The sequence below is a fragment of the Actinosynnema sp. NPDC023794 genome (assembly GCF_040639675.1).
GTDB lineage: Bacteria > Actinomycetota > Actinomycetes > Mycobacteriales > Pseudonocardiaceae > Actinosynnema > Actinosynnema luteola.
Window position 1 is genome coordinate 56,859 of sequence record NZ_JBFAFR010000004.1, and the last position, 22,611, is coordinate 79,469.

Here is a 22,611-nt window from a genome sequence, read left to right on the forward strand (position 1 = left end):
CGGCAGCGGACGTCCGGCCTGACGATCTAGGCCGGACGTACCAGCACTGTCGACCGAATGGGGGCGTTGATGGCGGCTCACACCCGACTGCACAACTTGATCACCCGGCTGGGTGTCCTCGCGATCACGGTGGCGTTCGTGCCGACGCCCGTCGCCGACGCGCTGCCCGAAGGTTCCGCGGACCACTTCGCGGGCTCGCAGATCGCCAAGCACGAAGGCGGCGACCGCACGGCGCGGCTCCGGCCCGAGGGCTCCGTGCCCGGCATGGACGTCAGCAGCCATCAAGGCGACGTCGACTGGGCCGGGGCGTGGGCCGACGGCGCGCGGTTCGCCTACGTCAAGGCGACCGAGGGCACCGGGTACCGCAACCCGCACTTCGCCCAGCAGTACAACGGGTCCTACGACGTCGGCATGATCCGCGGCGCGTACCACTTCGCGCTGCCGGACCGGTCGGACGGCGCGGCGCAGGCCGACTTCTTCGCGGCCAACGGCGGCGGCTGGTGGCGTGACGGCAGGACGCTGCCCGGCGCGGTCGACCTGGAGTACAACCCGTACGGCGACACGTGCTACGGCCTGAGCCAGGCCGCGATGGGCGAGTGGGTGCGCACGTTCAGCGACCGCTTCGTCCAGCGGACCGGCAGGCACCCGACCATCTACACGTCCACGAGCTGGTGGAACCGGTGCGTCGGCGAGGCGGACCGGTTCGGCGACACGAGCCCGCTGTGGGTGGCGCACTACGCCGACGAACTCGGGCCGCTGCCGCACGGGTGGGACTACCAGACGATCTGGCAGTGGCAGGCCGCCGGGCTCTTCCCCGGCGACCAGAACCTCTTCAACGGCAACGACGAGCAGTTGCTCAGGGTGGCACTCGGGTAGCGGCGTTGCTCCGTTTTCGTGACTAATTAACAAGAACCTTGGTGAATTGGTTAGAGGTGCAGCACACTGCCCAACGAGTCAACTCCCTGCACTGGCTCGAGGAGTCACCCATGAACAACCTCGCACGCACCGCGACCGCTCTCCTGACCGCCGTGGGCCTGGCCGTGCTCGGGTCAACCGGCACCGCGCAGGCCGCACCCGTCGTCGAAGACCACGCCATGGGCTCGCAGATCGCCAAGCACGAGGGCGGCGGCCGGCGCATCGTCATCCCGACCGACCCGAGCGCCCAGGCCGTCGTGTACGGCATCGACGTCAGCGGGCACCAGGGCAACGTCGACTGGAACTACTGGTGGGGCCAGGGCAAGCGGTTCGCCTACGTCAAGGCCACCGAGAGCACCACCTACCGCAACCCGTACTTCGCCCAGCAGTACAACGGGTCCTACAACGTCGGCATGATCCGCGGCGCGTACCACTTCGCGCTGCCGGACCGGTCCGCCGGCGCCACCCAGGCCGACTACTTCGTCAACAACGGCGGCGGCTGGTCCCGGGACGGCAAGACCCTGCCGGGCGCGCTGGACATGGAGTACAACCCTTACGGCTCAACGTGCTACGGGCTGTCCAAGGCGAGCATGACGTCCTGGATCAAGGCGTTCAGCGACCGCTACCACGCCCGCACCGGCCGCTGGCCGGTCATCTACACGTCCACGAGCTGGTGGAACCAGTGCGTGAGCGGCGACTTCAGCTCCACCAACCCGCTGTGGGTCGCGCGCTACTCGTCCACCGTCGGCACCCTGCCGTACGCGTGGCCGTTCTACACGTTCTGGCAGTACTCGTCGTCGCCGATCGACCAGAACCTGTTCAACGGCGCCTACGACCGGCTCCAGGTCCTGGCCAACGGCTGATCACGGATGCCGAGTTGGAGAAGGACAACCGGCCCTCTCCAACTCGGCACCTCGTCGTCAGTCGAACAGCGCCGGGAGCGTGCCCTCCCAGGCCTCGCGCAGCTCGGCCAGCGGCAGCGAGCCCAGCCCCTGGACCTCCAGCGCGTCGGACTCCGGGTCCACCACGCCGACCTTGCGCCACGGCAGGCCGCGCGCGGTGCACATGTCGGTGAACCGCAGCTCCTCCGTGCGCGGCACGGCCACCAGCACGCGGGCCGTCGACTCGCTGAACAGCTCGGTGAACTTGTCGCCCTCGAGGAACACCCGCGCGCCGACCTCGCCGATCAGGCAGGTCTCCACCAACGCCTGCGCCAGGCCGCCGTCGGACAGGTCGTGCGCGGCGGACAGCATCCCGTCGCGCGAACCGGCCACCAGCACCTCTCCCAGCAGCTTCTCCCGCGCCAGGTCCACCTTCGGCGGCAGGCCGCCCAGGTGCCCGTGCACGACGTGCGCCCACTCCGAGCCGCCGAACTCCTCGCGCGTCTCGCCGAGCAGCAGCAGGGTCTCGCCCGCCTCCGCGCCGATCCCGGTCGGGATGCGGCGGCGGACGTCGTCGATCACGCCGAGCACGCCCACCACCGGCGTCGGCAGGATCGCCGTCGAACCGGTCTGGTTGTAGAAGCTGACGTTGCCGCCGGTCACCGGGATGCCCAGCTCGACGCACCCGTCCGCGAGGCCCTTCACGGCCTGCTCGAACTGCCACATGACCGCCGGGTCCTCCGGCGAGCCGAAGTTCAGGCAGTTCGTGACCGCGACCGGCGTCGCGCCCGTGGTGGCCACGTTCCGGTACGCCTCGGCCAGCGCCAGCTGCGCGCCCGCGTACGGGTCCAGCTTGGTGTAGCGGCCGTTGCAGTCCGTGGACAGCGCCACGCCCCGGTTGGTCGACTCGTCGATCCGGATCATGCCCGAGTCGGCGGGCTGCGCGAGCACCGTGCCGCCGCGCACGTACCGGTCGTACTGCTGGGTCACCCACCGCTTCGACGCCAGGTTCGGCGACGCCGCCATGGTCTTGATCAACGGCAGCAGCTCGTCCTCGGCGGGGCGGGCCAGCCGGTCCGGCACGTCGGCCTGCACCGCGTCCTGGTCGGCCGGGCGCTCGATCGGCCGGTGGTACACCGGGCCCTCGTGCGCCACCGTGCGCGGCGGCACGTCCAGCACGACCTCGTCGTGCCAGGTGATCACCAGCCGGTCGCCCTCGGTGACCTCGCCGATCTCGGTCGCGATGACGTCCCACTTCGCGCAGACCGCCATGAACGCGTCCAGGTCCTCGGGCCGCACGACCGCGCACATGCGCTCCTGCGACTCGCTGGACAGGATCTCCGCCGGAGTCATGCCCGACGCGCGCAGCGGCACCCGGTCCAGGTACACGCGCATGCCGCCGTCACCGGCGCTGGCCAGCTCCGACGTCGCGCACGCCAGGCCCGCGCCGCCGAGGTCCTGGATGCCGACGACGATGCGCTCGGCGAACAGCTCCAGGCAGCACTCGATCAGCACCTTCTCGGTGAACGGGTCGCCGACCTGCACGCTGGGCAGCTTCTTGCGCTTGCCCGCCGTGTCGTCGAACGTCTCGCTCGCCAGCACGGACACGCCGCCGATGCCGTCCAGGCCCGTGCGGGCGCCGAACAGGATGACCTTGTTGCCGGTGCCCGAGGCGTGCGCCAGGTGCAGGTCCTCGACCCGCATGGCACCCACGCACAGCGCGTTGACCAGCGGGTTGCCCGCGTAGGTCGCGTCGAACACGACCTCGCCGCCGATGTTGGGCAGGCCCAGGCAGTTGCCGTAGCCGCCGACGCCGGCCACGATGCCCGGCAGCACGCGGCGGGTGTCCGGCGCGTCGGCCGGGCCGAACCGCAGCGGGTCCATCACGGCCAGCGGACGCGCGCCCATCGCGAGGATGTCGCGCACGATGCCACCCACGCCCGTCGCCGCGCCCTGGTACGGCTCGACGTAGGACGGGTGGTTGTGGCTCTCGGCCTTGAACGTGATGGCCCATCCGTCGCCGATGTCGACCACGCCCGCGTTCTCGCCGATGCCCGCGAGCATCTTCGAGCGCATCTCGTCGGTGGTCGTGTCGGAGAAGTACTTCAGGTGCACCTTGGACGACTTGTAGGAGCAGTGCTCGCTCCACATCACCGAGTACATGGCCAGCTCGGCGTCCGTGGGGCGGCGGCCCAGGATGTCCTTGATGCGGGCGTACTCGTCGTCCTTCAGGCCCAGCTCCTTGTAGGGCTGCTCCTGGTCGGGCGTGCTCTCGGCGTGCTTGACGGTGTCGACGGTCATCAGGCCTTCACCACCGAATCGACGAGGGACAGGAACATGCCGAGGCCGTCGTCGGTCGGCCCGGTGAGCGCGTCGATCGCGTGCTCCGGGTGCGGCATCAGGCCGACGACCCGACCGTTGGCGCTGGTGATGCCCGCGATGTCGTTGCGCGAGCCGTTCGGGTTCTCGCCGACGTAGCGGAACACCACGCGGCCCTCGCCCTCCAGCTCGTCCAGGGTGGACCGGTCGGCCTGGTAGCCGCCCTCACCGGACTTGAGCGGGACGAGGATCTCCGCGCCCTGGTCGTACCGGCCCGTCCAGGCGGTGGCGTTGTTCTCCACCTTCAACCACTGGTCGCGGCACACGAAGTGCAGCTTGTGGTTGCGGATGAGCGCGCCGGGCAGCAGGTGCGCCTCGCAGAGGATCTGGAAGCCGTTGCAGATGCCCAGGACCGGCATGCCCTTCTTCGCCGCGTCCACGACTTCCTGCATGACCGGGGCGAACCGGGCGATCGCGCCGCAGCGCAGGTAGTCGCCGTAGGAGAACCCACCGGGCACGATGACCGCGTCCACGCCCTTCAGGTCGTGGTCGGCGTGCCAGAGCTTGACCGCCTCCCCACCCGCATACCGGACCGCGCGCTCGGCGTCGACGTCGTCCAGCGTGCCGGGGAACGTGATGACCCCGACCCTCATGCCTCGACCCGCCTCACGACCCAGTCCTCGATCACGGGGTTGGCGAGGAAGGTCTCGGCGATCTTGGCGAGCGTGGCGTCGTCGACGTCGTCGGCGACCTCCAGCTCGAAGTGCTTGCCCTGGCGGACACTGGTGATCCCGTCGAACCCGAGACGGGGCAGCGCGTTGGCCACCGCCTGTCCTTGCGGGTCGAGGATTTCGGGCTTCGGCATGACGTCGACGACGACTCGGGCCACGACAGGCTGCTCCAAGCTAGGAGGGCTGGCGGTACTCGCGGAGCCTACCTGACCTGTGTGTTCATCAAGTTCGCACGTGGTGGGCAGCACACGTTCACCTGGGATCACCCGATCGTGATGCAGCATTCCGGGCCGGGTTCCCGCTAACCTGATCACAGCCGAGGCCAGTAGGCCGAGGAAGTGAGCGCGGTCCCCCTCCGGACGGTCGGGCGGCCGCGCTTCGCGCTATCTACGGCCAGTCGAGCCTGACCACCGACCCCATCAAAGGTGCCGCACGCCGAGCCCAGTCACCGCCCGCGCCATGGCACCACGCACCGATGTCCGCCGGCCAGAGCAGCGGCTCGGACACGCTGGTGACGTCCTCGTAGACGAGCGGGCTCTCGCCAGGGCGCTTCGCCGGCACGTGGCGGATGGTGCGCATGTCGAAAAGATCCCGCTCCTGGCGGCTGTCGAAGACCAACCGGTGCCCCTCCACGTCGAGCAGGTCGTCTGTCAACCTCGCCAGGCAATCCTGCCGAGCGCGTTCCTCACTCCGCCGGCAATTCGTCCGATAGATGTCTACCCGGGCACCTGAGTCGGCAACACTCGACAAGAGCAGCCTGCGACGCGCCGGTTTCTCTTTGAAGAAGTGGAGCTCACGCTGCTCCGGGAACAGCAGACCGCGAAGCCCTGACCGCAGGCGCTTGAGATCCCCGGGTTGGACAATGGCCGCTGCCAGGTAGTACGTGTCGTTTCGTCGGGACTCGTCCACGAATGCGTGCACACTCACGGCCGGACATCGGCACCACAACGACCAATCCGCAGCAAATCCGCCCGAACGTGTGTTCGCTCGCCCCAGTGGTCCAATTAACGAGCGGGATTCACTCGTCAGGAATTTGATTCGTGGCGCATTACTTCGCTAAGGTCAAGGCAGCCGAGGCTGTTGAGCCGAGGAAGTGAGCACGGTCCCCCTCCGGACGGTGGGCGGCCGTGCTCGCGCCTTTTCCGGCCAAGTCGGGCGTTCGCTATGGGCGGACGTGGTGGCGGCACGGGCGGGCGCACCGCAGGGTGGGGACCATGCGGATCCTGGTGCTCGGCGGAACGGTGTTCCTCAGCAAGGCGACGGCCGCCGAAGCGGTGCGGCGGGGGCACGAGGTGGTCTGCGCGGCACGCGGGGAGTCCGGCCGGGTGCCCGACGGCGCGGTGCTCGTGCCCGTCGACCGGGACGTCGACCTCGGGCCGCTGGAGGGCTCCCACTTCGACGCCGTGGTGGACGTGGCCAAGATGTCGGTCACCTGGGTCCGCCGGGCGCTGAGATCCGTGACCGCCGACCACTGGACGTTCGTCTCCAGCTGCTCCGTCTACGCCGACCACTCCGTCCCCGGCACGACGGCGACCCTGGACCCGCTGGAGGACGACCCGGATGCGCCGATGTCGTCCGACCGCTACGGCGCGATCAAGGTGGCCGGTGAGCACGCCGTCCGCGACGCCGTCGGCGACCGCGCCTTCATCGTCCGCGCCGGCCTCATCACCGGACCCGGCGACCCGAGCGACCGGTTCGGGTACTGGCCGAACCGGCTGTCCCGGGGCGGTCGGGTCGCCGTTCCCGACGTGCCCGACCAGCCGGCGCAGCACGTCGACGTGCGCGACCTCGCCGCCTGGGTCGTGGACGCCGCTGAGCAGCGCACGACCGGCACCTACGACGCGATCGGGCCGGCCAACCCGTTGTCGCTGGTCCTGGGCGAGATCGCGGGAGCCGTGGCGCCGCCCGGCACCGTGCTGGTCCGCATACCCCAGCCCGTCCTCCAACGGCACGAGGTCGAACCGTGGGTCGGGCCGCGGTCCCTGCCGCTGTGGTTGCCGCCGACGCACCGGGCGATGATGTTCCGCGACGCGGGCCCCGCGCTGGCCGCCGGGTTGCGGGTCCGACCCACGGCCGAGACGGCGGTGGACGCGTTGGCGTACGAACGGGCCCTGGGCCTGGACCGCGCCCGACGCGCGGGACTGCCGCCGGACGTGGAGGACGCGCTGCTGCACGACGTGGGCTGAGCGACCGGGCCCCGGACCGGAGTAGAACTCCCCTCGGGGAGCGGAAGACGAGAAGGAGCGCTCATGCTGATCGCCCACTTCGGGCACTCGTGCCTGCTGGTCGACACCGGCGCCGCCCGGCTGCTGTTCGACCCGGGCGCGTTCTCGTCGGGCTTCGAGGTGGTCGACGGCCTCGACGCGATCCTGATCACGCACGAGCACCGCGACCACGTGGACCCCGCCAAGCTGGCCGCCGTCCGCGCGGCCAACCCCGGCGCGCGCCTGATCGCCCCGTTCGACCTCGACGGCGCCGAGATCGTCAAGCCGGGTGACGCGCCGGAGTTCAACGGCACGGTCGTCGACGTCCTCGACGCGCCGCACGAGGTCATCCACGACCAGATCGAACTGCCGGTGAACGTCGGCTACCTGGTCGACCACGGCGCCTTCTACCACCCCGGCGACTCGCTGACCGTGCCCGAGCAGCGCGTCGACGTCCTCGGCCTGCCCACCGCCGCCCCCTGGATGAAGGTCTCCGACGCGGCGCACTTCCTGGCCGAGGTCCGCCCGCGCAAGGCGGTGCCGATCCACGAGGCGATCCTGGCGCAGACCGAGATCTTCTACCGCGTCCTGGTCGGCACCGCGCCCGAGGGCGTCGACGTCGTCGTGCTGCCCCGGGGCGAGGCGGTCGAGCTGTAGGTCGTGGGCGACGCGCCGTGGTGCAGCGCCAGGTCGACGGCCTCCAACAGCACCTCGCGCGGCCCGAGCCGGTCCAGGTCCGCCGCGTCGACGCCGATCCGCACGAGCCCGCCGCGCCGAGCCGCCCGGCCGACGCCGAGCAGGTAGCTCCAGTGCTCGCCGACCATCCGGACCCGGCCCGGCCGCACGTCGCCGGTGCGCAGGTCGCGCACACCGGCCATGTCGGCGCACACCGTGAACCGGTGCCGCCGCAGCGCGACCACGGTGCCCGGTGACGCCAGCCAACCCGGCGGCGCGAACAGGTCCGTGCCCAGCCCCAGCCGGGCCACCGCGGCACGCGCGGCGACCAGCCGGAGGCCGGCTTCGTGCGCGGGCAGCGCGGAGAACTCGGCGCGGCGGCGCAGCGACACGGCCCGGTGCGTCGGGTCCGGCTGGTGGTCGAAACCGTGCAGCACCAGCGCGTCGCCGGCCGCGACCCGGCTCAGCACCCAGTCCAACGCCACGCCGGGCACGGCCTTGCGCGGCGCGAAGAGCAGCGACAACGGCACCCGCCGCCGGTCGAGCTCGGCGGCGAGGTCGGCGCACCGGGCGAGCGTGCTCGGCCCGATGCCGGACAGCGAGACCACGAGTTCGGCGACCATGCCACCCAGTGCGCCGCACCGGTGTGTCGCCCGCCTCAAGACGAGGTGACGACCGGGTGCGGAGCCGGCGAACTATTCGGGACTGGGCCAGTCCGCGAACGAACGACCGGTGATCCGCTCGTACGCCTCCACGTACCGCGAGCGGGTGGCGGCCACGACGTCGTCGGGCAGCGGTGGCGGCGGGGTGTCGGACGCCCGGTCCCAGCCGGAGGCGGGCGAGGTCAGCCAGTCGCGCACGTACTGCTTGTCGAACGACGGCTGCACGCGCCCCGGCTCGTACCCGTCCAGCGGCCAGTACCGCGACGAGTCCGGCGTCAGCACCTCGTCGCCGAGCACAAGAGCGCCGGACCGGTCCACCCCGAACTCGAACTTCGTGTCCGCGAGGATCACGCCGCGCGACCGGGCGTACTCGCGCGCCGCGCCGTAGACCTCCAGCGTGACGTCTCGCAGCCGGGCCGCCAACGAGGCGCCCACCTGCGCCTCGACGTGCGCGAACGACACGTTCTCGTCGTGCGCGCCGAGCTCGGCCTTGGTCGCCGGCGTGAAGATCGGCGGCGTCAGCTCCGACGCCTCCACCAGCCCGGACGGCAGCTCGACGCCGCACACCGACCCGGTCTGCCGGTACTCGGCCATGCCCGACCCGGTCAGGTAACCGCGCGCCACGCACTCCACCTGGACCATCTCCAGCCGCCGCACCAGCAGCGCCCGGCCGCGCACCTCGGCGGGGATGCGCGGGTCGTCCCACGCCACCAGGTGGTTGGGCGCCAAGTCCGCGAACCGCTCGAACCAGAACACGCTCATCGCGGTGAGCACCCGTCCCTTGTCCGGGATCGGGGTGGTCAGCACGTGGTCGAAGGCGGAGATCCGGTCGGACGCCACGAACAGCAGCAGGTCGGGGTCCACCTCGTGGACCTGGCGGACCTTGCCTGCGGCGACCTGCCGGTAGTCAGCGAGCTTGGGCACCGCCGAAGCGTACTTGTGCCGGCTCCTGGGACGCCCTTCCCACCTGCGGCAAGATTCATCCCATGCGTGCACCCGGACTGATACTCGCCGTGACCGCCGTCCTCGCGGTCGCCTGCGCTCCAGCGGACGAGACCACGACGCCGACCAACCAGGTGGACGGCGTGGCCTGCACGAAGGACAAGCTGCCGACCCTCACCCCCGGCAAGATCACCTTCGGCACGGACCAGCCCGCGTACGAGCCGTGGTTCGTGGACGACGACCCGACCAACGGCAAGGGCTTCGAGTCGGCGATCGCCTACGCGCTGGCCGAGGAGCTGGGTTACGCGAAGACCGACGTGGTGTGGACGCGGGTGCCGTTCAACGCGGCCATCCAGCCGGGCCGCAAGACCTACGACATGGACCTGAACGAGTTCTCCATCACCGAGGAGCGCAAGCAGGCCGTCGACTTCTCCGCGCCGTACTACGACGTGGACCAGGCCGTGATCACGCTGAGCAGCTCCAAGGCCGCGTCGGTGAAGACGCTGGCGGAGCTCAAGCGGGTCAAGATCGGCGCGCAGGTCGGCACGACCAGCTTCGACGCCGCTCAGCGGCTGCAGCCCGAGGAGGACGTCGCGGTCTACAACACCAACGACGACGCGAAGGCGGCGTTGCGGGCCGGGCAGATCGACGCGCTGGTGGTGGACCTGCCGACCGCGTTCTACATCACGTCGGCCGAGCTGGACGACGGCGTGATCGTCGGCCAGGTCCCGGCGGGCGACGGCAAGCCCGAGCAGTTCGGCATCGTGCTGGACAAGGGCAGCCCGCTCACCGCGTGCGTCTCGACGGCGGTGCAGAACCTGCGCGCCGACGGCACGCTGACCAAGATCGAGCAGGAGTGGCTGTCGTCCGCGGGCACAGCACCCGAGCTGAAGTGACGAGCGAGCGGCAACGGGAGCGCTTGGCCTACAAGCGCTCCCGTGCGCGGCGGTCCACCCTGGTCGCCCTGCTGTCGACCACCGTGTTCGCCGTCGCGGTCGGGGTCACCGTCGCCGGCGCGCCGGGCTGGCCGCGCGTGCGGCAGTCGTTCTTCGACGTCGAGATCGCGTGGCGCTCGCTGCCCTCGATCCTCGAAGGGCTCTGGCTGAACCTGCGCGTGCTGGCGGTGTGCGGCGTGCTGATCCTGGTGCTGGCGCTGGTCGTGGCGACGGTGCGCACGCTGCCCGGCCCGGTGTGGTTCCCGCTGCGCGCGCTGGCCACGGTGTACGTGGACCTGTTCCGCGGCCTGCCGCTGATCATCCTGCTGTACCTGGTCGGGTTCGGCCTGCCCGCGTTGCGGCTGACCGGCGTGCCGAACGACTTCGTCGTGCTCGGCGGCGCGGCGCTCGTGCTCGCGTACACCGCGTACGTGGCCGAGGTGTTCCGCGCCGGCATCGAGTCGGTCCACCCGTCGCAGGTCGCGGCGGCCCGGTCGCTCGGCCTCGGTCCGCGCGAGACGTTGCGGCTGGTCGTGCTGCCGCAGGCGGTGCGGCGGGTCATGCCCGCGCTGCTCAACGACTTCGTGGCGCTGCAGAAGGACTGCGGGCTGATCTCCGTGCTCGGCGCGGTGGACGCGGTGCGCGCGGCGCAGATCGAGCAAGCGCGGGCGTTCAACTTCACACCGTACGTGGTGGCCGGGTTGCTGTTCGTGCTGCTCGCGGCGCCCACCGCGCGGTTCGCCGACGCCATGGGCCGCCGGCTGGAACGCCGTCAGGGGGGACGATGACCGAACCGGTGCTCAGCGTGCGCGGCGTCGTCAAGCGCTACGGCGACCGCACCGTGCTGGACGGGATCAGCCTCGACGTGCGCGAGCACGAGGTCGTGACCGTGATCGGGTCGTCGGGGTCGGGCAAGTCGACCCTGCTGCGGTGCGTGAACCTGCTGGAGGAGCTGGACGACGGCCAGGTGCTGCTCGACGGCCTGGACGTGTCCGACCCCAGGGTGGACGCCGACGTGGCGCGGCGCGGCATGGGCATCGTGTTCCAGGCGTTCAACCTGTTCCCGCACATGAGCGTGCTGGACAACGTCACCCTCGCGCCGCGCGTGGTGCACGGCGTGCCGCGCGAGGAGGCGGAGCGCAACGCCCTCGACCTGCTCGACCGGGTCGGCCTCGCGGACCGCGCGCGCAGCTACCCGGAGCGGCTGTCCGGCGGGCAGCAGCAGCGGGTGGCGATCGCGCGGTCGTTGGCCTACTCGCCGCGGTTGCTGCTGTTGGACGAGATCACCAGCGCGTTGGACCCGGAACTCGTCGGCGAGGTGCTGTCGCTGGTCAGAGAGCTGGCGGTGGGCGGCCGGACGATCCTGATGGCCACCCACGAGATGGGTTTCGCCCGGCAGGTCGCCGACCGCGTGGTGTTCCTCGACGGCGGCAGGCTGGTCGAGTCCGGACCGCCCGAGCAGGTGCTCGGCGAGCCCGTGCACCCGCGCACCCGGCAGTTCCTCCGGCGGATCATCGAGGCTGGCCGCCTTTAGGCCGCTCGGGAGACTCCGCTTGGGGTATCGGACGAGTGACCCCTACTCTGCTTGGCGTGGTCCATCCGAAGGCATTCGTGGCCCCCGTCGCGGCGAGCGGCGGGCTGCTCCTGCTGCTGCTCACGGGCGCCTGCGCCAAGCCGTCGGCGAGCCCGGAGCCGGTGGTGCTCCCGACCGCGTCCAGCTCGGCACCGGTGACCTCGATCCCGGCGGTGGCGAACATCTCGGTGCGCCCGGCGGTCACCACGACGACGACGCCTCCACCACCGCCTCCGACGGTCGCCGCCACGACCGAACCGCCGCCGCCTCCGGTGCAGGTCCAGCCGTCGGCCAGGCCGACGGCCGAGCCGACGACCACCCCGCCCCGGTTCGACCAGGTGGCCCTGGAGGGCTTCCCGTGCGAGGAGAAGGGCGCGACGGCCGTCGACCCGGCGGGCCGCGAGCTGGTCTGCCAACCGAACCGCCGCGGCCGCCTCACCTGGGACCGGGTCTGATAGCCGCTGCTTCGCAGACGGCGGCTCGGTCGCCCGGAAGTCGACCTCGCGGAGCGGGTCGAGTGGGTCGGACGGGTCCGGCGGGGTTGGGCGGGGTCTAGAGGATGGGCTCGGGCACGTAGCCGGCGGCGGCCGGGTACTTCGCCAGCACGTCCTCGACCTGCCGCACCACGTCCGCGACCTGGTGCTCCGCCACGCCGGTGAACGACAGGCGGTCGGCCAGCAGGCCGTCCAGGGCGGCGCGGTCCAGCGGTAGGCGCTCGTCGGCGGCGAGCCGGTCCAGCAGGTCGTTCTCGGCCAGGCCCTGCTCGCGCATGGCCAGCGCCACCGCGACGGCGTGCTCCTTGATGGCCTCGTGCGCCGTCTCCCGGCCCACACCCGCCCGCACCGCCGCCATCAGCACCTTCGTGGTCGCCAGGAACGGCAGGTAGCGGTCCAGCTCGCGGGCGACGACGGCCGGGTACGCGCCGAACTCGTCCAGCACCGTGATGAACGTCTCCAGCAGCCCGTCGAAGGCGAAGAACGCGTCCGGCAGCGCGACCCGGCGCACCACCGAGCACGACACGTCGCCCTCGTTCCACTGGTCACCCGACAGCTCGCCGACCATCGACAGGTGGCCGCGCAGGATGACCGCGAAGCCGTTGACCCGCTCGCACGACCGGGTGTTCATCTTGTGCGGCATCGCGCTGGAGCCCACCTGGCCCGGCTTGAAGCCCTCGGTGACCAGCTCGTGGCCCGCCATCAGCCGGATCGTCTTGGCCAGCGACGACGGTCCCGCGGCCAGCTGCACGAGGGTCGAGACGACGTCGAAGTCCAGCGACCGCGGGTAGACCTGGCCGACGCTGGTCAGCACGGTGGTGAAGCCGAGGTGGCCCGCGACGCTCCGCTCCAGCTCGACCAGCTTGTCGCGGTCGCCGTCGAGCAGGTCGAGCATGTCCTGGGCGGTGCCGACCGGGCCCTTGACGCCGCGCAGCGGGTAGCGGGCGATCAGCTCGTCCAGCCGGCGGAACGCGGCCAGCAGCTCGTCCGCCGCGGTGGCGAAGCGCTTGCCGAGCGTGGTGGCCTGCGCGGCGACGTTGTGCGAGCGGCCCGCCATCACCAGGTCGGTGTGCTCGGCGGCACGGCGGGCGAGGCGCGCCAGGACGGCCGCCGTCTTGCCGCGCACGTGCTCCAGCGACCGCAGCACCTGCAGCTGCTCGACGTTCTCGGTGAGGTCGCGCGAGGTCATGCCCTTGTGCACGTGCTCGTGCCCGGCGAGCGCGTTGAACTCCTCGATGCGCGCCTTCACGTCGTGCCGGGTGACGCGCTCGCGCTCGGCGATGGAGGCCAGGTCGACCTGCTCGACCACCCGCTCGTAGTCCGCGACGGCCTCGGCGGGCACGTCGATGCCGAGCTCGGCCTGCGCCTTCAGCACGGCGAGCCACAGCCGCCGCTCCAGCACGACCTTGTGCTCGGCGGACCACAGCGTGGCCAGCTCGGTGGAGGCGTAGCGACCGGCGAGGACATTGGCGATGCGGGGCTTGACCGTCACGTGACCAGCTTATTTCGCCCGGACGGGCGACCGGACGCCGGGGAGCGTCAGGACACGCCCAGCAGCGGGTCGGTGGCCAGCGACGCCAGCTGGTCGTAGGTCAGCGCGACCTTCTCCCGCACCACGCCGTCCACCGGCGGCTGGTAGGCGAAACCCCTGACCTCCACCACCGAGCCGTCGAGGCGGAAGTGCGCCACGGTGTGCATGACGCCCTCCGGCTCCGGCAGGGCGGTCCAGGACGACGTCACGTAGCTGCCGTCCTCCTGGCGGATCGGCCCCTCGCACCCGGCCGCGTCGCAGAACGCCTCCCGGGTCATCCCCGACCCGGGCGGGGTGAACCGCACCATCACCCTGCTGGTCCCCACGCGGTCGACGAAGGTCAGCCACGCGTAGGGGTGCCCCGACGGGGCGTCGGTGGTCGCGGCGGCGTCGGCCGACATCACCTTCGCGTCCGGCGCGACCTCGGTGAACCTCTTGCGCAGGTACGCGAAGAGCTCGGTGTCGCCGCCCGTGAGGGGCTTCGCGGCGGTGGTGCTCGGCAGCTCGACCGTGGTCGGCTGCTCGACCGTGGGCGCCGGCGGTGTCGCGGCCGGGACCCCGGCCTCGCTCGCCGACTCGGACGCCGTGGTGGTCAGCACCGACCCGCTCGCCGCGTCGACGCCCCGCCGCTGGTCGACCACGCCGGGCAGGGCCAGCACCGTGCCGGTGAGGGCGAGCGTCGCCACCGCCACGGCCACCAGCGCACGCCGCCGCCTGCGCACGTGCTGAGCGCGTCGGATCAGCTCGTCGGCGTCGAAGTCCAGCGGCGGCTCGTCACCGACCGCGGCCCGCAACCCCTCCCGCAGGTCTGCCTCGCTCATGACGCCACCACCGCCCCTCGCTGGAGTTCCTCGACCGCCACGCGCAGCGCCACCAGCCCGCGTGCCGTCTGGCTCTTGACCGTGCCCTCGGTGCACCCCATCGCCACCGCGACCTCGCTCACCGGCAGGTCCTCGAAGTACCGCAGCACCAGCACGGCCCGCTGGCGCGGCGGCACCCGCAGCAACGCCGCGTGCACCAGGTCGCGCGCCCACAGCCGCTCACCCGCCCGTTCCGGGTCCGCCGCCGCGTCGGCGACGTCGGGCACGTCGCCGTCCCGCTGCTCGGCCCGCCGCCACGGTCTGCGCTTCTCGTCCAGCCACGTGCGCAGCAGCACCTTCCGCGCGTACCCCGACGCGTTGTCCCGCCACTCGATCCGGTGCCACGCCTGGTACAGCTTGAGCAGGCTGGCCTGCATCAGGTCCTCGGCCGTGTGCCAGTCGCCGCAGAACAGGTACGCCGTGCGCCGCAACGACGCGGCGTGGCTCACCGCGAACTCACGGAAGCCCTGCTCTTCGGCCTTGCGCATGCGATCCGGTCCCCTTCCGCGCCCCACCCTCTTCCACGCGGTGGGGTGTCAGCGGGGTTGCATCGACTTCCCGAGCATCCGCCGCGCGGCGGCCCTGGGGTCCGGGCTGATCTCGATGAGCGCGTTCACCACGGCGCCGTCGACCAGCGCGATCAGCTCTTCGACGCGTTCGCGGCTGACCGGCTGACCGGCCCGGGCGAAGATGTCGAACAGCAGGGAGTGCAGCTCGCCGGACATCCGGCGCATCAACGGCCGCAGGTAGGGCCGCCTGCCCGTGGCGACGAGGCGTTCGTAGCGCAGCAGGACGGCTTCGGCGTCGCGGTCGCCGGGCGGTCCGAGCAGCAGGTCGAGCACGAGCTCGACGAACGCGTCGCCGCCGCACTCGTGCGGGTCCAGCTCGTCCAGCCTGGCCTTGCCGTAGGCCAGCTCGGCGTTGCCCTGGAACTCCAGGGCCGCGGTCACCAGCTCGTCGAGCGAGTCGAAGTAGTACGTGGTGGAGGCCAGCGGCAGGCCCGCGCGCTCGGCGACGGCGCGGTGCCGGATCGCGTCGAAGCCGCCGTCGACCAGGAGGCCGGCGGCGGCTTCGACCAGCGCCTGGCGCCGGCGTTCGCCCTTCGGCGTTGCGGCTGTCATTGCAGGAAAGGTACTAGTGCCCGCCACCGGCCAGGTTGAGACCGATGACACCGCTGACGATGAGGCCGAGGGAGACCAGCTTGATCGTGCTGACGCCGTCGCCGAGCCAGATCATGCCGATCACGGCGGTGAGCGCCGCGCCGATCCCGGTCCACACCGCGTACGCCGGTCCGGCGGGCAGCTGCTTCATGGCCCACGCCAGCCCGGCGAAGCTGATCAGCGCGAACACCGCGAACGCCACCGTCCACCACAGCCTGCCGAAGCCGTCGGACAGCTTCAGCGCGACCGCCCAGCCCGCCTCGAAGAAGCCGGACACGATGAGCACGGCCCACGCCATGACGACCACCTCCCAATCTGGCACGAATGTACCAGATTTGTGGTACGCCAGTACTAGAATGTCCGGTGATCACGCTCTCCGCGGCTTCAGAAGCGGGCGGCGAGCCGTTCCGCGAGCTTCGCCAGGTCGTCCATCAGCGGACCTTCCGACGAGCCCTGCTCCGGCCGGCTGAGCACGTACAGCTCCCGGCCGTCGGACGTCTCGGCGCTCGCGTACGCCCGTGAGTCGGCCGCCACCAGCTCGGCCGCGCCCGCCGGTGCGAGCACCGCGGACACCGTGCCGTAGACGCCACCGTCGCGCACGAGGAAGCTCGCGCCCCGCGCGTCGGTCGGGCAGTCGGCCACGGCGGGCGCGGCCTGATCGGCGTTGGCGACCGAGAGCTCGTCGGCGAGGGCGACGGCGAGCTCCCGGTCCACCTCAACGCACCCGCGTTGGGCGCTGCCGGCCGCGGTGCGACCGGCGCTCCCCAATGGCTCGTCCCCCTGCGTAGACGGGTCATCGGGGATGCTCTCGGGCGGATTTCCACCGCTGCGGTCCGACGGCGCGTCCTTCGACCGCACCTCCGGCTCGCCAGCGCTGAAAGGAGTGACGTTAGGGGACGAAGCCCGCTCAGCGGAACCCGCGGCGGTCGTGTCGCTGCTCGTGGTCCCCCAGAGGTTCGCGGTGACGGCCAGGCCGCCGAACACGAGCACGAGCGCCATGGCGGACCCGACCGCGATGGCCGACCTGCGCCGCGCGGTCGCCCGCGCCGAGGCGGACCGGACGGCGTCCACGTCGAAGGACGGGGGCGGCGCGTCCCGGGTCGCGTCGCGGAACAGCTCGCCGAGCTTCTGCTCGTCCACCTACCTCCTCCTCCCGCTCACGACGCCGGCCGCAAGTCGTCGATCGTGTCGCCCAACGCGTCGCGGAGGGCTTCCAGTCCCCTCGAGGTCTGGCTCTTCACCGTGCCTTCGGAACACCCGAGCGCCTCGGCCGCCGCCGCGACGTCCAGGCCCTCCAGGAACCTGAGCACGAGCACCGCCCGCTGCCTCGGCGGCACCCGCCGCAAGCCCGCGACCAGCGCCTCGCGCGTCGCCACCGAGTCGGCCACCTCCCCGTCGGCCGAAGGCTGCTCCGGGACCTCGTCCACGAAGCGCTCCCGCCGCCACGGCCGGCGCGACTCGTCGATCACCGCGCGCACCAGGGTCCGGCGGACGTAGGCGTCCAGGGCCTGCTTGTCCCGGACCTTGCGCCACCTGCGGTGCAACGCGACGAACGCGGTCTGCGCGAAGTCGTCCGCCCGGTGCCAGTCACCACAGAGCAGGAACGCCGTTCGGCGCACGGCCTCCCGGCGAGCCACGAAGTACTCCGCGAACTCCTGCTCGTCGCGCTGATCCACGCGGACTCTCTCCGCTCGTCGTGCTTGCACTTACCGGACGGAACCGACGGCGCCCACGGTTGCACGCCGGTTCACCGAGACTTGCGTCACCCCCATCGTGGTATGGCCGACACGACCGGGTCAGGGCTTGCGCGGTGTGATGTGATCCATTCGTGACCCAGCTCTCGCCACTCGACTTCCGATCCGACACCGTCACCCAGCCGGACGAGGCCATGAGACTGGCGATGTCCGGCGCCGAGGTCGGCGACGACGTGCTCGACCACGACCCGACCATGCGCCGGCTCGAAGAACGCGTCGCGGAGCTGTTGGGCGTGGAGGCGGCGCTGTGGGTGCCGTCGGGGTCGATGGGCAACCTGATCGCGCTGACCGTGCACCTGCGGCCCGGCGACCGGTTCCTCGCGCCGCGCGGCGCGCACGTGCTCGACAACGAGCTCGGCACGGCGGCGTGGATCGCGGGCGGGATGCCGCACCCGCTGGAGTGCGACGCGGGACCCGGTCGGGCGTCACCGGACGCGGTGCGTGCGGCGGCGGGGACGTCCGGGCCGTACTACGCGCTGCGCACGACGCTCTTGTGCCTGGAGAACACGCACAACGCCGACGGCGGGGCCGTGACGCAGCCCGACGAGCACGCGTTGCTGGTGTCCGCGGCACGGGAGACCGGCCTGCGCGTGCACCTCGACGGCGCCCGGTTGTGGAACGCGGCCGTGGCGCTCGGGCTGCCGCCCGCGGCGTTGACGGTCGGGGTGGACACGGTGCAGGTGTGCCTGTCGAAGGGGCTCGGCGCCCCGGTCGGGTCGGTCGTGGCCGGGTCGTCGTCCTTCGTCACGGAGGCGCGGCGGGTGCGCAAGATGCTCGGCGGCGGTGTGCGGCAGGGTGGCGTGCTGGCCGCCGCGGGGCTGGTGGGGCTGGGCCGCATCGACGACCTCGCGCACGACCACGCGAACGCCCGCGCGCTGGCCCGGGGCCTGACCGAGCTCGGTTGGCAGGTGGACGAGCCGGAGACCAACATCGTCCTGGCGGGCGTGCCGGACCTGGAGGTGACGTTGACCGGGTTGCGGCACCTGGGCGTGTTCGCCGGGCCGATGGCGGGCAAGGTGCGGTTCGTGCTGCACCGCGACGTGAACGCGGACGACGTGGCCGAGGCGTTGCGCCGGATCGGGTCGGCGAGCTGACGTGCGCTGGGTGGTGTTCGACTACGGCGAGGTGATCAGCGAGCCGACCCGGGAGCTGCCCGCGCTGGCCGCGCTGCTCGGGGTGCCGGTCGAGGACTTCTCCCGCGGGTACTGGGCCGCGCGGGACGCCTACGACGCCGGTCAGTCCGACCTGGAGTACTGGCGCGCGGTCGGCGCCTCCGTGGACGTGGCGGTGGACGAGGCGCTGGCCGGCCGGCTGACCGAGGTGGACGTGCGCGGGTGGCTGCGGCCTGCGCCCGGCGCGGCGGAGCTGGTGGCCGAGCTCGCGTCGGCGGGCGTGCCGCTGGCGCTGCTGTCGAACGCGCCCGTGTCGTTCGCGCGGACCGCCGAGCGGGAGCCGTGGACCAGGCACTTCCGGCACCTGGTGTTCTCCGGCGACCTCGGCGTGGCCAAGCCGGACCCGCGGATCTTCGCCGCGTTGGCGGAGCGGATCGGGGCGCGGCCGGCGGACTGCGTGTTCTTCGACGACCGGCAGGTGAACGTGGACGGCGCGGTCGCGGCCGGGCTCCAGGGCGTGCTGTGGCGGGGACCGGTGAACGCGCGGCGGGTGCTCGGGACCTAGCCCGTGCCGCCGAGGTCTCAACGGCCGCTGTCGGCCCTCGCCGCGCGCAGCTCCTCGCGCAGTTCGGCCAGCTCCGCCCGGACCAGGCGGAGTTCGGCCGCCGTCGCCCGCTCGGCCTCGGTCACCGAGTCCTCGACCCCGCTGAGCCGTTCGACGAGCCAGGACGCGATCGTGCCGGTGATGACACCCAGCAGGGCGATGCCGCCGATCATCAGCAGTGCCGCGACCAGGCGACCCTCCCAGGTGACGGGGTAGCGGTCGCCGTAACCGACGGTGGAGATCGTGGTGAGCGTCCACCACGCGGCGTCGCCGAACGTGGTGATGGAGGCGTCCGGGTGGTGGCGTTCCGCGTCCAGCACGGCGAGTGAGGCGCACAGGCCGACCAGGAAGGTGACGCCCGCGGCGTAGACGCCGACGCGTTGCCGGAACTTGCCCGCGAACCGCTTGTTGAGCACCTTGAGGACGCTGATCAGCCGCAGCACGCGCAGCTGGCGGACCATCGGCAGCAGGACCGCGAGCAGGTCGAACAGGTGGGTGACGAAGAACTTGCGCTTGTCGACGGCGAGCGTGAGGCGCACGGCGTAGTCCACCGCGAAGACCAGCCAGATCAGCCAGAGGACGACCTCGAGCCCGGTGTGCACGCCCGGGGTCGAGCGGCCGTCGAGGACCTGCCAGGCGTAGACCAGCACGAAGAGGACCGCCAGGCCCGTCAGCGGCCACTCGGCGCGGCGCTCCCACCGGGCGAGGCGTCGTTCATCGGTCTCGAACACCGACCCATGGTGCGGGTCGGCTCGGCGTTTTACCAGCTCGTGAGGTCGAACAGGCAGGGTCAGGGCCCTTTGATGCCCTTCGGGCGCTTGTTGCTCTTGATGGCGCCGTACGCGGCGGTGCCCAGGAAGAGCACGCCACCGATCACCGCGAGCCAGAAGACGCCCTCGATCACGGCGCCGAGCACGGTGATCACGAGCCAGGCCGCCAGCAGCCACAGGATTATCCGGACCATGTCATCCGAACGACTGAACCAGCGGATCAGTTCCCCACCTCGGCCCTGATCCGGAGTACAAATGTCGTCATGATGACGACAACCAAGCGCCCAGCCGCCGCAACGCCTCCTCGATGTCGGGGGCGGCCCCGGCGAAGGACACCCGGATGAACTCGTGCCCGCGCACGGGGTCGAAGTCGACGCCCGGCACGATCGCGACCCCCGTGTCGTCCAGGAGGCGGCGGCAGAAGTCCATCGAGTCGTCGGTGAGGTGCGAGACGTCGGCGTAGGCGTAGAAGGCGCCGTCGGCCGGGGCCACCTCGTCGATGCCGAGGTCGGCCAGGCCCTTGAGCAGCACGTCGCGGTTGAGGCGGTACCCCTCGACCAGGCGCTCGGTCTGCGCGTACGACTCGGGCTCGAACGCGGCGACGGCCGCGTGCTGGGCCAGCGCGGGCGGGCAGAGCGTGAAGTTGCCCGTCAACCGGTCCACCGCCCGGCGCAGGTCGGGCGGCAGCAGCATCCACCCCAACCGCCAGCCGGTCATGGCGAAGGCCTTGGAGAAGGAGTTGACCACGATGGAGTCACGGGAGGTCTGCCACGCGCAGGCGAGGGGCGCGCCGTAGCTGATGCCGTGGTAGATCTCGTCGCTGACGAGCCGCACGTCGTGCTCGGCGCACCAGGCCGACAGGCCGGCCAGCTCGTCCGGGGACAGCACGGTGCCGGTGGGGTTCGCCGGGCTGGCCACCACCAGCCCGTCGAGCGGACCGGCGTCGTCCAGCATCGCCACCGTCGGCTGGAACCGCGTCTGCGGGCCGCAGGGCAGTTCGACCACCTCGCACCCGAGCGCCGTGAGGATGTTGCGGTAGGCGGGGTAGCCGGGCCGGGCCAACGCGACCCGGTCGCCCGCCTCGAAGGCGGCGAGGAACGCCAGCAGGAACCCGCCGGACGAGCCGGTGGTCACCACGACGTCGTCCGCCGAGATCTCCAGCCCGTACTGCCGGGAGTAGTGACCGGCCAGGGCTTCCCGCAGCTCCACGATCCCCAGCTGCTCGGTGTAGCCCAACGTCTGCTCGCGCAGGGCCCGGTGGGCGGCCTCCAGCACCGGCGTCGGGGCCGGACTGGACGGCTGCCCCGCCGCCAACGACACGACGTCCCCTACGACCCGCTGCCGCCGCGCCGCGGCGGACAGCACCTCCATGACGTGGAAGGGAGGCACATCGGCACGCCCGGCAACACCAACCATGGCGGCCAGGCTAATCGACGCCCCGGGAAGATCCGCAGGTCACCACTACTGTCGTCACCATGCACCGCAGCCGCGTCTACGCCCTGCTGATCGACACACCCCGTGCCGAGGCCGACCGGTCCGCCGCCTTCTGGTCGGCGGCCCTCGGCGCCACCGCCCACCCGGTGCCGGGCGAGGAGCAGTTCACCTCACTGCACAACGCCCTGCCGCACCTCGTCGCCGCCGTGCAGGCGGTGGACGACGAGCCCCGCTTCCACCTCGACATCGAGACCGACGACGTCGAGGCCGAGACGGCACGGCTGCTGGCGCTCGGCGCGACCGAGGTGTCCCGCTGGCTGGAGTGCCGGATCCTGCGCGCCCCCGGCGGCCACCTGCTGTGCGTGCTCCCCGTCCACAGCCCCACCGAACTGTTCGATTCGCAGGCCAACACCTGGCCCTGACACCCACCGAACGCCACCAGCACCACCGACCCGGCCCCCCGGATCTCCTCCGCGGCGTCCGACCGCAGGACGGAAACCGGCGAGCACACCGCCGTCATCAGAGGAATTCCTCCAGCAGGCCGGTGATCCTCTTCCGCAGCACGTCGGGGTCGACCGGTCCGTGGAAGTCGACCACGTCCGCCGCACGCCTGCGCCGCCCGCTCCGGTCGATCGCCGCGGCGCCGAACTGGCCGCGCAGGTCCGGTCCGCCGACCAGGCCGTCGGCGAGTCCGGGCAGCAGCCCGACCAGCGCGGCGGCGAGGTCGGCGTCGACCTCCCGCACGGTGAGCAGGTCCCGGGTCAGCACGGCCAGCACCGAGCCCGAGCCCGAGCCGGTGGAGGCGGCCAGCGCGCGCACCGCGGCTCTGCCCATGCCCAGCCGCAGGTCCGCCGACCGCGGCGGGTTGGCGATGAGCTTGAACGCCGCGCCGAGCCAGGGGTCGAGTTCGCCGCCGCGTGCCAGTCCTTGGGCGGTGAGGTGGCTCCACGGCGCGGGGTCGTCCTGCACGTGCAGCACGATCGGCATGGCGCCGAGGTCGAGGTGTTCCCAGGCGGTGCGGAACGCGGTGGCGCTGAGGGTCGCATTGGTCACCA

28 protein-coding genes are annotated in these 22,611 nt (G+C 71.9%); 11 read left to right on the plus strand and 17 right to left on the minus strand.

Translation table 11 applies throughout. The features are described 5' to 3' along the window. Positions 1-57: 57 nt before the first annotated feature. Both AB0H12_RS11450 and AB0H12_RS11455 read left to right on the plus strand, forming a co-directional pair. On the plus strand, positions 58-876 hold the full coding sequence (locus tag AB0H12_RS11450; protein WP_499622618.1) for a lysozyme: 819 nt from the start codon (positions 58-60) through the stop codon (positions 874-876). Between the two features lie 110 nt (positions 877-986). Beyond that, complete coding sequence (locus AB0H12_RS11455) at positions 987-1,778, plus strand: lysozyme (RefSeq protein ID WP_499622619.1); 792 nt, start codon at positions 987-989, stop codon at positions 1,776-1,778. A gap of 57 nt (positions 1,779-1,835) precedes the next feature. Here AB0H12_RS11455 and purL read toward each other — a convergent pair whose 3' ends face one another. The 4 genes from purL to AB0H12_RS11475 all read right to left on the minus strand — a co-directional run bounded on the left by purL (position 1,836) and on the right by AB0H12_RS11475 (position 5,773). Further along, a complete protein-coding gene (purL, locus tag AB0H12_RS11460; RefSeq protein ID WP_499622621.1) occupies positions 1,836-4,097 on the minus strand; it encodes a phosphoribosylformylglycinamidine synthase subunit PurL in 2,262 nt (753 codons plus the stop codon). After that, positions 4,097-4,768, minus strand: coding sequence for a phosphoribosylformylglycinamidine synthase subunit PurQ (gene purQ / locus AB0H12_RS11465; protein ID WP_499622622.1), 672 nt, complete (start codon positions 4,766-4,768; stop codon positions 4,097-4,099). The genes purL and purQ overlap by 1 nt, the downstream gene beginning before the upstream one ends. After that, positions 4,765-5,004, minus strand: a complete 240-nt coding sequence (purS, locus tag AB0H12_RS11470; protein ID WP_033428368.1) for a phosphoribosylformylglycinamidine synthase subunit PurS — start codon at positions 5,002-5,004, stop codon at positions 4,765-4,767. Before purS ends, purQ begins: the two co-directional genes overlap by 4 nt. 229 nt (positions 5,005-5,233) lie before the next feature. Continuing rightward, positions 5,234-5,773: a hypothetical protein gene (locus AB0H12_RS11475; protein WP_499622624.1), complete on the minus strand. Its 540-nt coding sequence runs from the start codon at positions 5,771-5,773 to the stop codon at positions 5,234-5,236. 287 nt (positions 5,774-6,060) lie between these two features. On the opposite strand from AB0H12_RS11475, the gene AB0H12_RS11480 reads away from it, so the two are divergent. Both AB0H12_RS11480 and AB0H12_RS11485 read left to right on the plus strand, forming a co-directional pair. Further along, positions 6,061-7,032 (plus strand): NAD-dependent epimerase/dehydratase family protein, encoded by a 972-nt coding sequence (locus tag AB0H12_RS11480; RefSeq protein ID WP_499622626.1) that lies wholly within the window; start codon positions 6,061-6,063, stop codon positions 7,030-7,032. 63 nt (positions 7,033-7,095) lie between these two features. Further along, a complete protein-coding gene (locus AB0H12_RS11485; protein ID WP_499622628.1) occupies positions 7,096-7,707 on the plus strand; it encodes an MBL fold metallo-hydrolase in 612 nt (203 codons plus the stop codon). On the opposite strand, the gene AB0H12_RS11490 is transcribed toward AB0H12_RS11485, so the two are convergent. Both AB0H12_RS11490 and AB0H12_RS11495 read right to left on the minus strand, forming a co-directional pair. After that, positions 7,629-8,348 carry a DUF2334 domain-containing protein gene (locus tag AB0H12_RS11490; protein ID WP_499622630.1) on the minus strand — a complete coding sequence of 240 codons (720 nt, stop codon included), beginning with the start codon at positions 8,346-8,348 and terminating at the stop codon, positions 7,629-7,631. The two genes, AB0H12_RS11485 and AB0H12_RS11490, sit on opposite strands and share 79 nt — an antisense overlap. Positions 8,349-8,420: 72 nt before the next feature. Next, positions 8,421-9,311: a phosphoribosylaminoimidazolesuccinocarboxamide synthase gene (locus tag AB0H12_RS11495; RefSeq protein WP_499622632.1), complete on the minus strand. Its 891-nt coding sequence runs from the start codon at positions 9,309-9,311 to the stop codon at positions 8,421-8,423. 62 nt (positions 9,312-9,373) lie between these two features. Here AB0H12_RS11495 and AB0H12_RS11500 point away from each other — a divergent pair, with 62 nt between their 5' ends. From AB0H12_RS11500 to AB0H12_RS11515, 4 genes are read left to right on the plus strand one after another with little or no spacing between them, the layout of a single operon-like run. Then, positions 9,374-10,225, plus strand: a complete 852-nt coding sequence (locus AB0H12_RS11500) for an ABC transporter substrate-binding protein (RefSeq protein WP_499622634.1) — start codon at positions 9,374-9,376, stop codon at positions 10,223-10,225. Next, a complete protein-coding gene (locus AB0H12_RS11505) occupies positions 10,222-11,052 on the plus strand; it encodes an amino acid ABC transporter permease (RefSeq protein ID WP_499622636.1) in 831 nt (276 codons plus the stop codon). The genes AB0H12_RS11500 and AB0H12_RS11505 overlap by 4 nt, the downstream gene beginning before the upstream one ends. Beyond that, complete coding sequence (locus AB0H12_RS11510; protein WP_499622637.1) at positions 11,049-11,798, plus strand: amino acid ABC transporter ATP-binding protein; 750 nt, start codon at positions 11,049-11,051, stop codon at positions 11,796-11,798. The genes AB0H12_RS11505 and AB0H12_RS11510 overlap by 4 nt, the downstream gene beginning before the upstream one ends. Before the next feature lie 56 nt (positions 11,799-11,854). Continuing rightward, on the plus strand, positions 11,855-12,292 hold the full coding sequence (locus AB0H12_RS11515) for a hypothetical protein (RefSeq protein WP_499622638.1): 438 nt from the start codon (positions 11,855-11,857) through the stop codon (positions 12,290-12,292). A 97-nt stretch (positions 12,293-12,389) separates the two neighbouring features. Here AB0H12_RS11515 and purB read toward each other — a convergent pair whose 3' ends face one another. The 7 genes from purB to AB0H12_RS11550 form a co-directional block, all read right to left on the minus strand. Continuing rightward, entirely contained in the window at positions 12,390-13,823 is a 1,434-nt protein-coding gene (gene purB / locus AB0H12_RS11520; protein WP_499622639.1) for an adenylosuccinate lyase, read from the minus strand. Positions 13,824-13,870: 47 nt separating this feature from the next. Next, on the minus strand, positions 13,871-14,683 hold the full coding sequence (locus AB0H12_RS11525; protein WP_499622641.1) for a hypothetical protein: 813 nt from the start codon (positions 14,681-14,683) through the stop codon (positions 13,871-13,873). Then, positions 14,680-15,210, minus strand: a complete 531-nt coding sequence (locus AB0H12_RS11530) for an RNA polymerase sigma factor (RefSeq protein WP_499622642.1) — start codon at positions 15,208-15,210, stop codon at positions 14,680-14,682. Before AB0H12_RS11530 ends, AB0H12_RS11525 begins: the two co-directional genes overlap by 4 nt. Positions 15,211-15,258: 48 nt before the next feature. Further along, positions 15,259-15,843 (minus strand): TetR/AcrR family transcriptional regulator, encoded by a 585-nt coding sequence (locus tag AB0H12_RS11535; RefSeq protein ID WP_499622643.1) that lies wholly within the window; start codon positions 15,841-15,843, stop codon positions 15,259-15,261. Between the two features lie 13 nt (positions 15,844-15,856). After that, a complete protein-coding gene (locus AB0H12_RS11540; protein ID WP_499622644.1) occupies positions 15,857-16,204 on the minus strand; it encodes a DMT family transporter in 348 nt (115 codons plus the stop codon). A gap of 62 nt (positions 16,205-16,266) precedes the next feature. Continuing rightward, positions 16,267-17,022 (minus strand): hypothetical protein, encoded by a 756-nt coding sequence (locus AB0H12_RS11545; protein ID WP_499622645.1) that lies wholly within the window; start codon positions 17,020-17,022, stop codon positions 16,267-16,269. A gap of 17 nt (positions 17,023-17,039) precedes the next feature. After that, positions 17,040-17,558 (minus strand): SigE family RNA polymerase sigma factor, encoded by a 519-nt coding sequence (locus AB0H12_RS11550; RefSeq protein WP_499622646.1) that lies wholly within the window; start codon positions 17,556-17,558, stop codon positions 17,040-17,042. 152 nt (positions 17,559-17,710) lie between these two features. On the opposite strand from AB0H12_RS11550, the gene AB0H12_RS11555 reads away from it, so the two are divergent. Next, positions 17,711-18,730, plus strand: coding sequence for a threonine aldolase family protein (locus AB0H12_RS11555; protein ID WP_499622647.1), 1,020 nt, complete (start codon positions 17,711-17,713; stop codon positions 18,728-18,730). A gap of 1 nt (position 18,731) precedes the next feature. Then, positions 18,732-19,313: an HAD family hydrolase gene (locus AB0H12_RS11560; protein ID WP_499622648.1), complete on the plus strand. Its 582-nt coding sequence runs from the start codon at positions 18,732-18,734 to the stop codon at positions 19,311-19,313. 17 nt (positions 19,314-19,330) lie between these two features. Here the strand turns inward: AB0H12_RS11560 and AB0H12_RS11565 are convergent, their stop codons facing one another. The 3 genes from AB0H12_RS11565 to AB0H12_RS11575 all read right to left on the minus strand — a co-directional run bounded on the left by AB0H12_RS11565 (position 19,331) and on the right by AB0H12_RS11575 (position 21,538). Further along, positions 19,331-20,083 (minus strand): potassium channel family protein, encoded by a 753-nt coding sequence (locus tag AB0H12_RS11565; RefSeq protein ID WP_499622650.1) that lies wholly within the window; start codon positions 20,081-20,083, stop codon positions 19,331-19,333. 59 nt (positions 20,084-20,142) lie between these two features. Next, positions 20,143-20,316 carry a hypothetical protein gene (locus tag AB0H12_RS11570; protein ID WP_181320179.1) on the minus strand — a complete coding sequence of 58 codons (174 nt, stop codon included), beginning with the start codon at positions 20,314-20,316 and terminating at the stop codon, positions 20,143-20,145. 67 nt (positions 20,317-20,383) lie between these two features. Further along, positions 20,384-21,538, minus strand: a complete 1,155-nt coding sequence (locus tag AB0H12_RS11575) for a pyridoxal phosphate-dependent aminotransferase (protein ID WP_499622651.1) — start codon at positions 21,536-21,538, stop codon at positions 20,384-20,386. 59 nt (positions 21,539-21,597) lie between these two features. Here AB0H12_RS11575 and AB0H12_RS11580 point away from each other — a divergent pair, with 59 nt between their 5' ends. Continuing rightward, positions 21,598-21,978, plus strand: coding sequence for a VOC family protein (locus AB0H12_RS11580; RefSeq protein ID WP_499622652.1), 381 nt, complete (start codon positions 21,598-21,600; stop codon positions 21,976-21,978). Between the two features lie 97 nt (positions 21,979-22,075). Here AB0H12_RS11580 and AB0H12_RS11585 read toward each other — a convergent pair whose 3' ends face one another. Continuing rightward, the gene (locus AB0H12_RS11585) at positions 22,076-22,609 is read right to left on the minus strand and encodes an ESX secretion-associated protein EspG (RefSeq protein WP_499622654.1); all 534 of its coding nucleotides are present in this window, start codon (positions 22,607-22,609) and stop codon (positions 22,076-22,078) included. Positions 22,610-22,611 lie beyond the last annotated feature (2 nt).